This is a genomic window from Asaia sp. A2 (genome assembly GCF_057319415.1).
Genome location: NZ_JBXWTO010000001.1, coordinates 421,805 through 436,884, shown reverse-complemented (window position 1 = coordinate 436,884; position 15,080 = coordinate 421,805). Strand labels below are relative to the sequence as shown.

General features: G+C 59.6%; 14 protein-coding genes. 8 read left to right on the top strand and 6 right to left on the bottom strand.

Annotated features, from left to right (window positions below):
* Window positions 1-24: 24 nt before the first annotated feature.
* A complete protein-coding gene (locus tag ACWNRM_RS01985; protein WP_485169244.1) occupies window positions 25-708 on the bottom strand; it encodes a YggS family pyridoxal phosphate-dependent enzyme in 684 nt (227 codons plus the stop codon).
* Between the two features lie 72 nt (window positions 709-780).
* On the opposite strand from ACWNRM_RS01985, the gene ACWNRM_RS01980 reads away from it, so the two are divergent.
* The 4 genes from ACWNRM_RS01980 to ACWNRM_RS01965 all read left to right on the top strand — a co-directional run bounded on the left by ACWNRM_RS01980 (window position 781) and on the right by ACWNRM_RS01965 (window position 5,817).
* Window positions 781-2,043 (top strand): RsmB/NOP family class I SAM-dependent RNA methyltransferase, encoded by a 1,263-nt coding sequence (locus tag ACWNRM_RS01980; RefSeq protein WP_485169243.1) that lies wholly within the window; start codon window positions 781-783, stop codon window positions 2,041-2,043.
* A 91-nt stretch (window positions 2,044-2,134) separates the two neighbouring features.
* Window positions 2,135-2,809 (top strand): ribulose-phosphate 3-epimerase, encoded by a 675-nt coding sequence (gene rpe, locus ACWNRM_RS01975; protein ID WP_485169242.1) that lies wholly within the window; start codon window positions 2,135-2,137, stop codon window positions 2,807-2,809.
* A 27-nt stretch (window positions 2,810-2,836) separates the two neighbouring features.
* Window positions 2,837-4,663, top strand: a complete 1,827-nt coding sequence (locus tag ACWNRM_RS01970; RefSeq protein WP_485169241.1) for a heparinase II/III family protein — start codon at window positions 2,837-2,839, stop codon at window positions 4,661-4,663.
* Window positions 4,664-4,710: 47 nt separating this feature from the next.
* Window positions 4,711-5,817 carry a glycosyltransferase family 4 protein gene (locus ACWNRM_RS01965; RefSeq protein WP_485169317.1) on the top strand — a complete coding sequence of 369 codons (1,107 nt, stop codon included), beginning with the start codon at window positions 4,711-4,713 and terminating at the stop codon, window positions 5,815-5,817.
* On the opposite strand, the gene ACWNRM_RS01960 is transcribed toward ACWNRM_RS01965, so the two are convergent.
* From ACWNRM_RS01960 to ACWNRM_RS01950, 3 genes are read right to left on the bottom strand one after another with little or no spacing between them, the layout of a single operon-like run.
* Window positions 5,818-6,432: a response regulator gene (locus tag ACWNRM_RS01960; protein WP_485169240.1), complete on the bottom strand. Its 615-nt coding sequence runs from the start codon at window positions 6,430-6,432 to the stop codon at window positions 5,818-5,820. It lies immediately after the preceding gene.
* On the bottom strand, window positions 6,429-7,523 hold the full coding sequence (locus ACWNRM_RS01955; protein ID WP_485169316.1) for a sensor histidine kinase: 1,095 nt from the start codon (window positions 7,521-7,523) through the stop codon (window positions 6,429-6,431). The genes ACWNRM_RS01960 and ACWNRM_RS01955 overlap by 4 nt, the downstream gene beginning before the upstream one ends.
* Before the next feature lie 41 nt (window positions 7,524-7,564).
* Window positions 7,565-8,128 carry a hypothetical protein gene (locus ACWNRM_RS01950; RefSeq protein ID WP_485169239.1) on the bottom strand — a complete coding sequence of 188 codons (564 nt, stop codon included), beginning with the start codon at window positions 8,126-8,128 and terminating at the stop codon, window positions 7,565-7,567.
* Between the two features lie 284 nt (window positions 8,129-8,412).
* Between ACWNRM_RS01950 and ACWNRM_RS01945 the strand changes: the two genes are divergently transcribed.
* Window positions 8,413-9,741, top strand: a complete 1,329-nt coding sequence (locus tag ACWNRM_RS01945) for a hypothetical protein (protein ID WP_485169238.1) — start codon at window positions 8,413-8,415, stop codon at window positions 9,739-9,741.
* 161 nt (window positions 9,742-9,902) lie between these two features.
* Here ACWNRM_RS01945 and tyrS read toward each other — a convergent pair whose 3' ends face one another.
* Window positions 9,903-11,159, bottom strand: coding sequence for a tyrosine--tRNA ligase (tyrS, locus tag ACWNRM_RS01940; protein WP_485169237.1), 1,257 nt, complete (start codon window positions 11,157-11,159; stop codon window positions 9,903-9,905).
* Between the two features lie 161 nt (window positions 11,160-11,320).
* Window positions 11,321-11,986: an alpha/beta hydrolase gene (locus tag ACWNRM_RS01935; protein WP_023979597.1), complete on the bottom strand. Its 666-nt coding sequence runs from the start codon at window positions 11,984-11,986 to the stop codon at window positions 11,321-11,323.
* A 465-nt stretch (window positions 11,987-12,451) separates the two neighbouring features.
* On the opposite strand from ACWNRM_RS01935, the gene ACWNRM_RS01930 reads away from it, so the two are divergent.
* Genes ACWNRM_RS01930 through ACWNRM_RS01920 form a run of 3 tightly spaced genes read left to right on the top strand, consistent with a single transcriptional unit; the run spans window position 12,452 to window position 15,047 of the window.
* Window positions 12,452-13,564, top strand: coding sequence for a cysteine desulfurase family protein (locus tag ACWNRM_RS01930; RefSeq protein ID WP_485169236.1), 1,113 nt, complete (start codon window positions 12,452-12,454; stop codon window positions 13,562-13,564).
* The gene (locus ACWNRM_RS01925) at window positions 13,561-14,709 is read left to right on the top strand and encodes a cysteine desulfurase family protein (protein WP_485169235.1); all 1,149 of its coding nucleotides are present in this window, start codon (window positions 13,561-13,563) and stop codon (window positions 14,707-14,709) included. Before ACWNRM_RS01930 ends, ACWNRM_RS01925 begins: the two co-directional genes overlap by 4 nt.
* Before the next feature lie 23 nt (window positions 14,710-14,732).
* Complete coding sequence (locus tag ACWNRM_RS01920) at window positions 14,733-15,047, top strand: ferredoxin family 2Fe-2S iron-sulfur cluster binding protein (protein ID WP_023979601.1); 315 nt, start codon at window positions 14,733-14,735, stop codon at window positions 15,045-15,047.
* Window positions 15,048-15,080: the final 33 nt, after the last annotated feature.

The window sequence follows — 15,080 nt, the reverse complement described above, 5'->3', positions numbered from 1 at the left end:
GCCGCAAGCATGGCGTGGCCGAAATCAGATGGTGGGACGGCTGCCGAAGATGGCGGTGCCAACGCGCACGAGTGTTGCGCCATGGGCGATGGCAGTCTCAAAATCGGCCGACATGCCCATGGAGCATTCCGCCAGACCGTGCGCCTGCGCCAGCTGAGCAAGGTATGCGAAGTGGGGGGCTGGTTCCTCATCCTCGGGAGGGATGCACATCAGTCCCTTCACGGCGTTGCCAAAACGCGTCCGGCACAGCGTGATGAATGTATCGGCCTTTTCGCGCGGGATACCCGATTTCTGAGGCTCATCACCTGTGTTGACCTGAACGAACAGGTCAGGCAGGCGGCCAAGACGATCACCGGCCCGGGCGATGGCATCGGCCAGGCTGGGTCGATCGAGGGATTCGATACAATCGGCTACGCGACATGCGTCCAGCGCCTTGTTGGTTTGAAGACCACCGATGATGTGTAGGCGCAAATCAGGCGAGGTTTCGCGCAGGGCGGGGAACTTCTCCCTGGCTTCCTGCACGCGGTTTTCGCCGAACAGGCGTTGCCCGGCCTCAAGGGCCTGCTCGATGGCGGCAGCCGGATGAAACTTGCTGACGGCAACGAGTTGGACGCTTTCCCTCGGGCGCCGGGCTGTCAGGCAGGCGGCATCGATACGCGCACGAATCCGGTCGAGACGGGAGGAGAGCGTGTCGTTTGTCATGGCCATATCCGCAAGTTGTTGCTGTTAAGATGCACGAAGGGGTAGCGCGGCGCTTCGCGAAATGCCATTGGCAAGGCAATGTCCAAAGCACCTTCTCAGATTCCCGCCGATCCGACCCGCGATCTGGCCTTCGATATTGTCTGCGGTGTCGTCGAGCATCGACGAATGCTGGAGACGACGCTCGACCGCAGTCCGCTGACCGACCCGAGGGATCGCGCGAGCGCTCATCGGCTTGCGGCGACCGTGCTGCGGCACATGGGCAGCATGACCGAATTGCTGCAACCGCTTCTTCGTCGCGAGCCGCCGGCACCCGTGCGCTGCGCCTTGCTGATGGGCGTGGCCCAGCTGCGTCATCTTGAGACACCCCCTCATGCTGCCGTGGGCACGATTGTCTCCCTGCTGCGTCGTCGCGGGCTGGCGCCTTTCGCCGGGCTGGCCAATGCCGTGCTGCGCCGTGTGGCGCGCGATGGTGACGAGCTGGCCGAGGGGCTTGATGCCGAGCGGCTTGATGTACCGGCCTGGCTCTGGACGGCCTGGGGGCACCGGGCCCGCGATATTGCGGCCGGGCTGCATCGCGAGGCACCGATCGATCTGACCCTGAAACCGGGCGCTGTGGCGCCGGAAGGCGGGGAGATGATGCCCAATGGCAGTGTGCGTTTCGCACCGGGGACGCGTGTGACGGAGCTTGAAGGCTTCGAGGAAGGGGCGTTCTGGGTTCAAGATGCGGCTGCCACCATGCCAGCGCGACTGCTGAACGTCTTGCCGGGACAGAGCGTTGTCGATCTTTGCGCCGCGCCGGGTGGCAAGACGGCGCAGCTGGCTATGGCCGGGGCCAAGGTTTATGCGGTCGAGCGTGAGGAAACGCGTGCCAGGCGCCTCAAGCAGAACCTTGAACGCCTCAGGCTCGATGCCAAGGTTGTTGTCGCCGATGCCCTGCAATGGCAGCCAGAAGAGAAAGTGGACGCGGTTCTGCTTGATGCGCCATGTTCGGCAACGGGAACATTGCGTCGTCATCCGGACGTCCTGTGGGTCAAGCGCCCGCGCGACGTGCTGGCGCTCGCGAAGGATCAGGATCGCCTGATCGATGCCGCTGGCACCATGCTCAAGCCGGGCGGCGTCCTGCTTTACGCCGTGTGCTCCCTTCAGGATGAGGAAGGTCCGCAGCGCGTGGCAGCAGCGGTCAAACGCGGCTGGGTGCTTGAGCCTTTCACGGCTGAAGAGCTTGCGGCCATGCCTGAGGCGCTTTCAAAACAGGGAACATTCCGCACGCATCCCGGCATGTGGGCCGAGCAGGGCGGTATGGATGGCTTTTTCGCTGCAAGGCTGCGCAAGACGGCCTGAGAAGGATTGTTCAGAGAGCGCCGCCCGATCGGGCCGTGCCTGATGAGCGGCCCGATACGGAACGATCGACACACAGAGAGAAGGTAGAACGATGCCCCAGTTGAAGACGCCCCTGATTGCACCGAGCATTCTCAGCGCCGATTTTGCGCGCATGGGCGAGGAAGTCGAAGCCGTGGTACGCGACGGGGCCGACTGGCTGCATCTGGATGTGATGGACGGGCATTTCGTGCCGAACATGACATTTGGTCCTGGCATGGTGGCTGCACTGCGCAATCGCACCGGCAAGCCCTTTGACGTTCATCTGATGATCGAACCGGCCGATGCCTTCATCGAAGCCTTCGCCAAGGCCGGTGCGGACCATATCCATGTGCATGTAGAGAACAATCCGCATGTGCATCGCACGCTCCAGCATATCCGTGCCCTTGGCAAGAAGCCCGGGATTGCCATTTGCCCCGGTACGCCGCCTGAAGCGCTCGAATATCTGCTGGACCTTGTCGACATCATTCTGGTCATGACCGTCAATCCCGGTTTCGGGGGGCAGAAATTCCTTGAGAGCCAGGTGCCCAAGATCCGCAAGCTGCGCCAGATGGCCGATGCCACAGGACGCGACATCCGTATTGGCGTCGATGGCGGGATTGACCTTGCGACTGCGCCACTCGCAACGGGTGCCGGTGCCGATATGATGGTCGCAGGGACTTCCATCTACGGTCAGGATGATTATGCTGCTGCGATCAATTCTTTGAGACAGGCGGGCAGCCTGTCCTGACACCCTGACCAAAAGGAGCAGATCGGTATGCTCGGACGCTGGGCGCGTGAAGCTCGTCTTTCATTTGCCCGACTGCCATCGAGCGTGCCGGGGCTCGCGCGCGCACCGGACCGGCCTGTCCACGCCATTCGTGACATCTGGCCTGGCAACGCTGATCATGGTGCCTTGCTGGTCAGCGGTGCAACGCGCTTCGAGGGGAGGGTCCTTTCGCTCCGCGTGAATGACTGGGAATATGCCGATCTTTCCCCCGCGGTGCGTGATTGGCTGCAAGGCTTTACGTGGTTGCGTGATCTGCGTGCGCTCGGCAGTGATGAAGCGCGTCTTTATGCCCGTTCGATCGTTAGTAGCTGGCTCGATCAGCCGCCGATTGATCCTCTCGTGCTCAACGCAACCGCGACGGGCGCGCGCCTCGCATCATGGCTCGGCCATTTCGATTTCTTCGCGGCGTCGGCCAGCGAAGGATTCAGGCAGAGATTGATGGATCGCCTTCTGGTCGAAGGACGGCTTGTCTCCATCATGTTGCCACTGGAAGAGCAGGGGTGGAAAAACTTCACAGCACTCAAGGGCCTGCTCGCCGTTGCTGTCGCCATCCCGTCCCAAACCGGATTCCTGCAGCGTTTTCATCGCTATCTCGATCAGGAGATCGCTCGACAGATCCTTCCTGACGGGACCCTTCGCGAACGCAGCCCTCTTGCACAGATGGAGGCAACACGTGAACTGGCCGAGATCAGTGTATTCATGCGCATGGCGCAGATGTCGCCTTCGGATACTGTTCAGAATGCCCTGGCCCGCCTTTGCCCTGTCTTGCGCGCCCTGCGTCATGGTGATGGCAAGCTGGCCTTGTTTCACGGGAGCAAGGAGGGCGACGATCGTCAGATCGACCGCATCATCCAGTATGGGGCGCGTCAGAGGTTGTTGGCATCTGCCATGCCTGATGGCGGTTTCTGGCGTATCACCGCTGGCAAGGCGCTCCTTTTTGTAGATGGGGGGGCGACTCCTGCACCTGGTTACGACCGCGATGCCCATGCGGCGCCACTCGCAATTGAATTTTCCTATGCGCGTCAAAGGCTTTTCGTCAACTGCGGCGCGGCGGCCTCTGGAACGTGGAAGCGCGCGCTGCGTCAGACAGCAGCTCATTCATCCCTCGTGGTTGAGAATACGTCATGCTGCGATATTGACCCGGATGGCAGGGTGACGCGTCGGCCAGCCCATATTATGCTCACTCACCAAAGCCAGGAAGGCTCCCACTGGGTCGATAGTCAGCATGACGGATGGTATCCGGGTCTGGGCGTCAACTGGCGCAGACGTCTCTATCTGGGACCTGCGGGGGAGGATCTGCGAGGTGAGGAAAGTGTTGAGGGCGAACGTAGCGTCGCCTTTGCCTTGCGCTTTCACCTTCATCCTTCCGTTACGGCCGAGCTTGCTCCTGATGGTGATGAAGTGCTTATGCATGCCGGTGGCATGATCTGGCGTTTCCGTCAGGAGGGGGGAAATCTGTCCCTTGAAAAAAGCGTTTATGCCGGCGGCGAGAAACCCGTTTCCACTCTTCAGATCGTGGTTCGCCCCCCGCTATCGACGGACGTGGGCGGTACGATGCCCGGGCTGGCAAATGTGGCGCAGGAATCATCCCATGCAGAGGCAGGGCAAAGTGCATCGACCGACCATGCCCAGGAGCCAGGGAATACCACAGCTGTCGGAAAGACTGTGACCGAAGAAGCACTGACCGACAGCATCGCGCAGGAGACGGGGGAAGAGGCGTCGGCCAATGTGCCAGGACAGGCCTCGTCACAGGGCACCGCTGCCAAGGTCGTGCGTCAGGTCGTCCAGTGGGTGATGGAGCGGGTTCCTGAATGAAGAGACGACGTATGGTTGCCGAGCCCCGTCCTCTCGGGGCTGAAAAGCTGCGTATCCTTGAAATCACCAATGTTGATTTTGCGATGCGGCAATTCATCCACCCTCTCATGCGGGCGTTGCGCGATGCAGGGCATGACGTTGAGGGCGGGTGTGCGGAGGGGGATCATCTGCACCCTGTAAGGGCTGACGGTTTCGTTGTGCATCCACTCCCGATGGCGCGGTCCTATTCGCCTCTGGCGCAATGGCGCGCCCTGAGAGCCATCATGCGTCTTATCAGGCGGACCCGGCCTGATCTTGTGCACGGGCACATGCCAATCAGCGGGTTTCTGGCACGTATTGCAGCGTGGTGGTGTGGTGTGCCGCTTATTGCCTATACCTGCCACGGCTATCTGTTCAACCAGCCTGGTTCATGGCGACGCAGGGTATTGTCCTTGATGCTGGAGTGGTTGGCAGGGCAGGTGACCGATCGCTACATGACCGTGTCTCAGGCCGAAGCCCGCGACGCGCGCAGGCTTCATATTCATCCATGGCCGCAAGCAGTCGGTAATGGACGCGATCCGGCGATCTACCGACCGGACGAGGCGGCGAGACGCGCCTCTCGCGCGGCACTTGGTCTGAATGACGCGCAGGTCGTTGTCATTGCCGTGTCACGGATCGTACGTCACAAGGGATATCCTGAATTGCTGCGTGCAATGGAGAGTGTTCCGGGTGCCGTGCTGATGATTGTGGGCGAGCGTCTCGCCTCTGATCACGGCGACAGCATGGCCGCAGAATTTGCGGCAGCGGCACTGGCGCTTGGTGATCGGCTACGCCTGCTTGGTTATCGTGACGACACAGCGCTACTTCTGGCCGCAGCGGATATTTTTGCGCTGCCGAGTCACTTCGAGGGGCTTCCCATGTCAGTGATCGAGGCCATGCTGAGCGGCCTTCCGGTCGTGGCTACCGATATTCGGGGGCCGAACGAACAGGTCGTCAATGGCGAGACCGGTTTCCTGGTGCCACCGGGGCTGGCAGCCCCCCTTGCCGACGCGCTGAATCAACTGGTCAATAATCCTGCGCTGCGGTCCGCCATGGGGCAGGCAGGTCGGGCACGTGCTCTCAGGCTTTATGATGAGAGACAGATTCTGGCCCGCGTGGTGACGCTGCTGGGCTGATCAGAGCCAGCCATTCTGTCTGGCAATACGGCTGGCCTCAACACGGTTCCGAGCGCCGATCTTCTGGATGATGTCTGAAAAGCAGTTGCGTAATGTGCCGGGAGAAAGCTCGAAGAATGTCGCAATCTGCTCGCTGGAGCGTCCGGATTCGACAAGTCTCAATATGGCGCGGTCACGGGAATTCAACGGATCATGGGCGGCGTCCCAGACCTGTTGGGCCAGGGTGGGGTCAATAGCTCGCCCACCCCGCCCGACATTGCGCAGGGCCCCCGCAAGTTCGTGCAGTGGTGCATCCTTGAGCAGATAGCCGCGGACACCAGCATTGAGGGCGCGCTTCATATAGCCAGCCCGCGCGAATGTGGTGACGATTACAACCACGGTGCGGGCCTTTTCGGCCTGCAATGTCTCTGCCAGCTCGATGCCGCTCATTCCCGGCATCTCGATGTCGGTAAGCAAAATGTCCGGGCGTTCACGTCGCGTCAACGCCAGAGCATCACGGCCGTTGGTGGCCTTGCCCACGATCTCGAAATCGGCCTCCATGGACAGCAGGGCTGCGAAAGCATCCAGCAGCATAACCTGATCCTCGGCGAGAACGAGGCGCAGCTTTTGCCTCATGACAGGTCTCCAAGCGTGATGACGAGAGTCAGGCCGTCTGGTCGTGGGGTCAGGACAAGGTGTCCATCGATCTCGGCCAGGCGCCGACGCATCCCACTTATACCATTTCCCTCCCGGAATGATAACAAAATATTACTGTCGGGCGGATCCCCAGACTGGTCACGTATGGTGAGTTCCGAGATTCCTGTCGCTGGACGACAAAACGCGATCTGGCAGGATATGGCCCGCGCATGGCGCAGGATATTGGTCAGGGCTTCACGCAGCGCGAGGGCGAGAACGGCCTCGGCGCGTGCAGGCATCAAGTCCGGTTCCCCTTGTATCTCGGTCATGATTCCCGCCTCCTGCAATGCGGCGACCCCCGAAATGAGTTCCTCGGCGAGTGAGGCGACGCGCATATCCGAGACGACAAGCCTTGTTTCAGCCAGGGCATTGCGCGCCTTCAGCCCGATTTCATCCAGTTCGTTCCGGGCTCTGGCGGTGTCATAAGGCAGGAGGCGGCGTGCGAGATCGGATTTCAGTGCAATCAGGGTAAGCGATTGTCCCAACGTGTCATGCAGGTCACGTGCAAGGCGTTCGCGCTCGGCAGTGAGTGTCAGAGAACGTATCTCTTCCTGGGCCGCAGCGAGTGCCTCGTTTCTCTGATGGAGATCCATTGATAGCTGCGTGGTAGCGAAAGTGCCGATCGCGACAATGATCGTGATCAGGCAGCCTATGAGACTCTCATAGTCAAACCATGTAAGGAATGCGCATGCACCAAGAATGGCGACGAGCAGGGTCACGCCATGCCTTCGGTTCTCGATGGCCCCGCAGGTTGCCGCTGCCGAGATGAAGAACACACCCCAATAACCGTGAAACGGTATCAGCAAAGCGCCGATAAGGGCGTAGAGTACGGCCCTGAAAGCAATGGGCACGGCAAACCGCTTTGGTAGAAAAGGTAATGCCAGAAAGACGGCGGCCCCTGCGATGAAGGCGGCAATACCCGCCTGGCTTCCTCCCTGAGCGAGCCAGGGCAAGGGGTAAAGCAGCAGATAGATGCCAAATATGCTGCGTCGGAGGGCGGTGCGAGACCGATGGCCAAAGGCGTAGGACATCACGGGACCTGTTTTGCGAAAGGAATGGGCTAGCCTACACGTCAGGAAGCAAGGCCGGGGCTGGTCACAGTGGGCTTGGGCAAGAGCTGTGCACTACGAATGAGCCGACAAAGAGCACCCACCCAGCAGGCAAAGGCAGTGCCGAGCCCGGCAATCACGCTGTGCCAGGGTTGCGTCAGGAAGAAAGAGACAAGAGTAAGCATGAGAATGCTGGCCCCCGTCCAGATATGGACAGGCTCACGCATGGCTTTCCCCAAAGGCATATAGGAAGCGCCGATGACGAGACCAGCGACCACGAGCATCAGATCAGGCCGATGCAGGATTGAGAGTATCATTCCGGCCATGAAGATCAGGATGATTCTCGCCCGGCGTGTCCAGCCTGCCAGACGGTGATCACGAACGATTTCAGGGTCATGTCGGCTAATGTCTCGCCTGATGAAGCCCCACGCCAGAGGCAGGGAGATCAGTCCCGTGATGATCAGGCCAAGAAAAGGGGTGACGCCCAGCGCGCCTAGGCCTCTCATGCCCCACAGGGCTGCAAAGAGTAGTCCTATGATGTCGGTAAGGGTATCGCGCCATGGCGCGCGGAGGAATGGAGACGGCATGTTTCGCTCTCTCGCTGTCAGGTCAACGACCGGCACGATGGCGTATCGGGAGGCGACCCGACAGTGTGCCACGTCACATAAGAGCGATGACATGACGTGACCGAAATTTCAGGAAGTTGCTGGACCATATTAACGCGAACAATCGGTTGAGTGATACCCAAGCCGACGGAAATCCTATCGAAATTACCAAGAAATTCGATCGATTCATCGTGTATACAGGATTAAAAATATCTATAATATTTAATTGTATAAATAAAAAAACCTGAAGCCTAACGGAAATCCTGATGACATCCCGGATCATATTCGAGAGCGATGATATCGTCCTGCATCAGCATGAAGGGGATACGGAGTACGTTCTCGTTACCTTTATCGGGATTGGGCATGAGCATAATGCAACGGGGATCTATTTCGGCAAGCCGGTTGTCGAACGTGAAAACATCTCGTGTATCGGCGTGACGACGAAGGTGAGAAACTGGTACAGTTCTCAAAACATGCATACGGCCCTGCGGGTCATCCGTAGTCTTGTCGAGGCAGGGCAGAAAGAGGTCATCACGATTGGCCTTTCGGCCGGGGCATATGCGGCGATCAAGTATTCTAAAATTCTGGGTGCCCGGCGAACACTCGCCCTCGGGCCACAATTGACCATCGACGATCAGGAAGGAGATGTCCTGCCCGAATGGGCAGCACTCTGCACACCCACCATGCGAGGTATGGGCATCAAGCCACATGACCTTCATGGTGCGATCTTTACGTTGTTTGATCGTCATCACATCAATGATAACGCGACCGTCAATCACCTTCTGGATTATGTACGGCAGGGTGCGTCTGCTGAAGTCATTCCTGTCAATGTGCCGAGTGCAGGCCATATCGTCTATGAGAGTCTGAAGGGCAGCCAGAACCTGACTGCTCTTGTGGACATGCTTGCCGAGGCCGACACAACCGACAGCTGTGCCTGGAACCTGAGACGCTCGACCGCTCAATTTCGACGCAGAAACACAACGAATCTTTATAACAGGATACTTGGAGGATACCGCAGGTTTCCCAAACTTGTATTCGATATCCTGTCGAGCGATCGGTTTTGTTGCGATTTTCGCTACGAAGACATTCTCCGCGACGAGACGCTTCTTTTCAGGGTCTGTGCCTCGTTGAACGAAAAGGGGTATGTGGCCCAGTCACGTGCCCTGCTGCGTGGGTTGATCGATTATTACGCGTCGGGTGAGTTCTCAACCGAGAATAACGACCATATTATCGCGGGCATGCCGGTCATGATTGACCATCGCGGTCGGACCCTCGGGTATTCCCCACGAGCGCGACGTTTTACGAGTTCCAATATCGTATGGATGGAGGGCGATGCTGTGCCTGTCAGCCTCACCCATGTCAGTCGGGTCGCTTATCCAAGCATTACGCTGTTTGGCAGGCGATTTTTTCTAGATCCTGATGGCGACAGGATCCGGGCTGCAGCTGCGCCGGGCCGCATTCATGCGCAGTGTTGCGGCACGACGTGTGGGATCAGAAATCACGAAAATCGCTATCTGACCGTTGTCGGCGACACGGAGATGGCGTGGTCTACCCAGCAACTCTCATATGAAACATTCTCGGTGATTACGATCTGACGCGTGTGGTTCCGGGACGGCGTTCAGGCTGGACCAGCATTGCAATAAGGCACGGAGGAGAGGCTTTCGAGCGAAGAAAGCGCCTCTTGCATGGCCCTGCGTTCGCAGCAGGCAAATAGGATGAGCACCCACGGGGGGTGCTCACGTCAGAGGCAGTGTGATCAGACGATACGCAGCAGCAGATGGCGCTTCTTGCCGGAGGAGAGCTTGAGCACCCCTTCTGCAAGATCGTCCGGACCGATCATCCGGTTCTCGTCCTGAATAGGCTGATCGTTCAACCTAGCGCCGCCTCCCCTGATCAGACGGCGCGCTTCGCTGTTGGTCGCTACCAGCCCCGACTCGCCGAACAGACGGAACGCCGGGATGCCCGCCTCCAGTTCTGCACGCGGCAGGTCGCGCGAGGGTAGGTCGGCGGCAACGGCACCGGCCTCGAAAGTCTGTCGTGCGGTTTCGGCGGCAGCTTGAGCGGCATCGCGGCCGTGGCAGATGGCCGTGGCTTCGGTGGCAAGGATTTTCTTCGCCTCGTTGATCTCGGCCCCTTCAAGCGCACCAAGACGATCGCATTCTTCAACGGGGAGATCCGTGAAGAATTTCAGGAAGCGACCAACATCGGCATCTTCCGTGTTGCGCCAGAACTGCCAGTATTCAAAGATCGGCAATTTCTCGGCGCTCACCCAGGTGGCACCCTTGGCCGATTTACCCATTTTTGCACCGGACGATGTCGTTACCAGCGGTGTCGTCAGGCCAAAGACCTGCTTGCCATCCGTGCGACGTGCCAGGTCGATACCGGCAACGATATTGCCCCATTGGTCGGAGCCGCCCATCTGAAGCACGGCCCCATAACGCCGGTTCAGTTCACGGAAGTCATAGGATTGCAGGATGGAGTAATTGAACTCGAGAAAGGTCAAGCCCTGCTCGCGGTCCAGACGCTGCTTGACGCTCTCGAATGACAGCATGCGGCTGATCGAGAAATGCACGCCGACATCCTGCAGCAATTCGATATAGGACAGGCGATCGAGCCAGTCAGCATTATTGACCAGCATGGCGTCGCTCGATCCGGTGCCGAAATTCAGGAACTGGCGCAGACTGATCTCGATACCGGACAGATTATGCGCCAGTTTTTCCGGGCTCATCAGCGCTCTTGCCTCGTCGCGGAACGAGGGATCGCCGATCTTGGCCGTGCCGCCGCCCATGAGGGCAATCGGGCGATGGCCGTGCTTCTGCATCAGGCGCAGCATCATGATGGAGAGGGCATTGCCCACATGCAGCGAGTCTGCTGTTGGATCAAAGCCGATATAGCCTGCCACCGGGCCGTTGCTCATCGCGTCATCAAGGGCGGCAAGGTCGGTGCACTGGAAAATATAGCCCCGAGCCTGAGCCTCTTTCAGAAAAGGACTTTTCAGCGCGTGCTCTGCCATATCGGGTCATCCATCAGAATAGGGTCAAGGCTGGGGGTCCTAGCATGAAACTGTCCAGAAGCCGACCAGGCACGCAGAGCTGCTCCCCGAAAAAAGTGAATCGCGAATAAAAAAGGCGGGGTATGCCCCGCCTTTTAAACAGATGAGATGCCTCTCAGGCGTCAGTCGGCAGCGATAGCCAGAACGCGACGATTGCGCATGACAGTCACATGGTCTTCCAGCGCGTGGGCGACCTTGTCGGCCTCGCTGGCGAAAATGTGGTTGGCGCCCTCGAATACGCGGTAATCAACCTCGACATTCTTCTGCGTGTTCAGCTTGTCGACCAGCTTGCGAATGCCCGGCTCCGGGGCCATGTCATCCTTATCGCCAGCGATCATCAGGCCACCGCAGGGGCAGGGGGCCAGAAAGCCGAAATCATAGTCATTGGCGGGCGGTGCCACGCTGATCCAGCCGCTGATTTCAGGGCGACGCATCAGGAGCTGCATGCCCACGAACGCACCAAAGGAGTAGCCGGCAATCCACAACTCGCTTGAGTTCGGGTTGACCATCTGCATCCAGTCCAGCGCGGCTGCGGCGTCAGAAATTTCTCCGATACCGCCATCATAGCGGCCTTGCGAACGCCCCACGCCACGCGAGTTGTAGCGCATGACGGAAAAACCCATTTTCTCGAACGACCGGTACATCGTGTAGGTAATGCGGTTGTTCATGGTCCCGCCATGAAGCGGGTGCGGATGCAGAACCAGAGCGAGCGGCGCGTTGGGCTCGTCAGAATGGTGGTAACGACCCTCCAACCGGCCATCAGGGCCGGCGAACATGACTTCTGGCATCAAAATGCTTCCGAATTATGCCCCTGTCTGAGGGCGTGCCCTGCAGGGGATATGTGTTTTTTGCGGGAGATGAGGCTATGCCTGAAGATCCGGAGGCTTGTCGCCCCAGACCTGTCAGGGACAGGTCATGATGACTGACGCGGATCTCTCAGCGAAGCGGCACCGTGGCGACACGTACCGAAGGGAAGGCCAGTCGGGCATGAAAACCATGTAGGGATTCGGCAGGCGTTGAAACGCGCATGGACTAGCTCCTCAACGGTAAGGGAATATCAAGCGGATATTCCCTGAAGCGGCGCGGACCCCGTGGGAGGGATTTCTCTCTCAGGGGCAGATCACCACGCCATCATTGGCGCAGTGTATAACGATGCTGACAGGTAAAATTCCACAGAAATCGTCATAACACGCCATTTCCCTCTCCTGCGCTTTTGACTTGCACTCGGCGAGCGCAAGCCGATCTATAGGAAGATGACCGTTTATCTTGATGCCAATGCTACTGACGTTTTGCGCGATGAAGCCAGATTGGCGATGCTTGAGGCACTGTCGCTTGGGGGCAATCCCTCCTCGGTGCATGGGCCGGGACGTGCTGCGCGTCGGGCGCTGGAGGAGGCGCGTGACCGCATGGGTCGCTATTGCGGCGTAGGGCCAGAACAGGTTGTTTTCACCTCGGGCGGAACCGAGGCGAACATGCTGGCCATACATGCCCTGATGCAGGGCGATGGCTTGCCCGGCGGGACGACGCGACGGCTGCTGATTGGCGCTACGGAGCATGACGCCATAAGAATGGCGCGTCCTGATGCCGTGATCCTGCCCGTGCTGGCAGATGGGACACTCTCCCTCGACGCGCTGGAAAAGGCTCTTGCTGATGGCGCACCGGCGCTCGTCTGCTGCATGGCCGCCAATAACGAGACGGGGATTATCCATCCCACCCCGGAAATCGCTGCGCTCTGCGCACGCCACGGGGCTCTGCTCCATGTCGATGCGGTGCAGGTGGCTGGCCGTATGGCGTTACCCCCTGGTTCGGTCACAAGCCTCGCACTATCCGGGCACAAGGCGGGTGGCATCATGGGGGCGGGCGCCTTGATTCTGGGGGCAGAGGGACACATCACCCCGCTCATCCGCGGCGGCGGCCAGGAGCGTGGCAGGCGCGGAGGCACTCCGCCACTCCCCGCAATCCTCGGCATGATGGCCGCGCTCGAGGCATCCCGCCAACAGGACTGGCGCGAAATTGCAAGGCTTCGTGACAAGGTGGACGAGGCGGCGCTTGCCTGCGGTGCTCGCGTAACGGGAGATCGCAAGGCGCCGCGCCTGCCGAATACGACCTCTCTGATCTTGTGGGGTGTACCGGCACAGACGCAACTCATGATGCTCGACCTGCAGGGCTTTGCCGTATCAACGGGGTCGGCCTGCTCTTCCGGCAAGGTTTCGGCATCTCATGTCCTTCAGGCCATGGGGCTGGGTGAGGCAGCCGCCAATGCCATCCGCGTCTCACTGCCCTGGAACATCACCGAGGAGCAGATTGACCGTTTTATCGAGGCCTATACGTCCATGGCGCTTCGTCTGGGGGCCAAGGCAGCATGATCTATCTCGATAATCAGGCAACGACGCGTTGTGATCCCGAGGTTGTGGCAGCCATGCTTCCCTGGTTCAGCGAGCATTACGGCAACCCGCACAGCGAAGGCCATGCGGCAGGTGAGGCGGCAGCCCATGCCGTCGAAGAGGCACGTGCGGCCATTGCGGCGCTGATCGGGGCACAGTCACGCGAGATCATCTTTACCTCCGGTGCCACCGAGGCAAATAATCTGGCGACCAAGGGCGCAGCTAGATTTCTGGCCCGCCAGAATAGCCCGAAGCGTCGCATCATTACTGTCGCGACCGAACATAAATGCGTTCTGGAGTCGGTGCGCGATCTGGCAGCAGAAGGGTTCGAACCCGTCATCTTGCCTGTCGGACGCGACGGCTTGCTCGCGCCTGAAACCTTGGCCGCTGCCCTGTCGCAACCGACGGCTCTGGTCAGTGTCATGACGGTCAATAACGAGACAGGCATCGTTCAGGATATTCCGCGCCTGTCCGCCATGGCCCGTGAGGCAGGCGCGCTGTTCCACACCGATGCCGCACAAGCCGCTGGTAAGATGGCACTTGATTGCGGTCTGGTCGACCTGATGTCGCTGTCGGCCCATAAGTTCTACGGGCCCAAAGGCATCGGGGCGCTTTATGTGCGTCATCGCCCAAGGGCACGCCTTCTTCCCCTGTTCTCAGGGGGCGGGCAGGAGAGGGGATTGCGCTCGGGCACCTTGCCGACACCACTGATCGCCGGATTTGGCAAGGCGGCAACGCTGGCAAAGGCGCTGATGCCGCAGGAGCAGCAGCGCCTTGCCGGTCTGCGAGACCGGCTTCTGGCGGGGCTTGAGGAGATCTTTCCCGGGGTGCGCATCAATGGTGCTTCGTCGCCTCGAATTGGCGGCGCTCTCAACCTCATCTTCCCCCAAGGGGTCGAGGCGAGGGCCCTCATGGCAGCGCTGCCCGATGTGGCCTTGTCCACCGGATCAGCCTGTACCTCGGCTGATGTCACGCCTTCCTATGTTCTGACAGCAATGGGGCTCGAAGCAAAAGACGCGGCACGATGCTTGCGTCTGTCGGTCGGACGCTTTACCTCCACGCCCGAGATCGTGCAGGCGCTGGACTGTTTCCGTCAGGCAGCCTGCGAAGTCTATCGCACCTCGTAACGAAGAAGCAGGGTAGAAACACTATGCCACACATGATTTTCGTCGAGCAGGACGGCACCCGCAGGGAAGTCGATGCGCCGGTCGGCCTCTCCGTGCTTGAAGTTGCCCACAAGCACGATATCGAACTCGAAGGCGCCTGCGAGGGTTCGCTGGCCTGCGCCACCTGTCATGTGATTGTCGATCCTGAATGGGCCGACAAGCTTTCCGCGCCGACAGACGACGAGGAAGACATGCTCGATCTCGCCTTCGGGCTCGAAAAGACTTCCCGTCTCGGCTGTCAGATCGTTATGACCGATGCGCTGGACGGTCTCGTTGTGCGTCTGCCCAAGGCTTCCTGAAGCCTGAAATTCCGTTTTTTTGAAAAGTAGAGA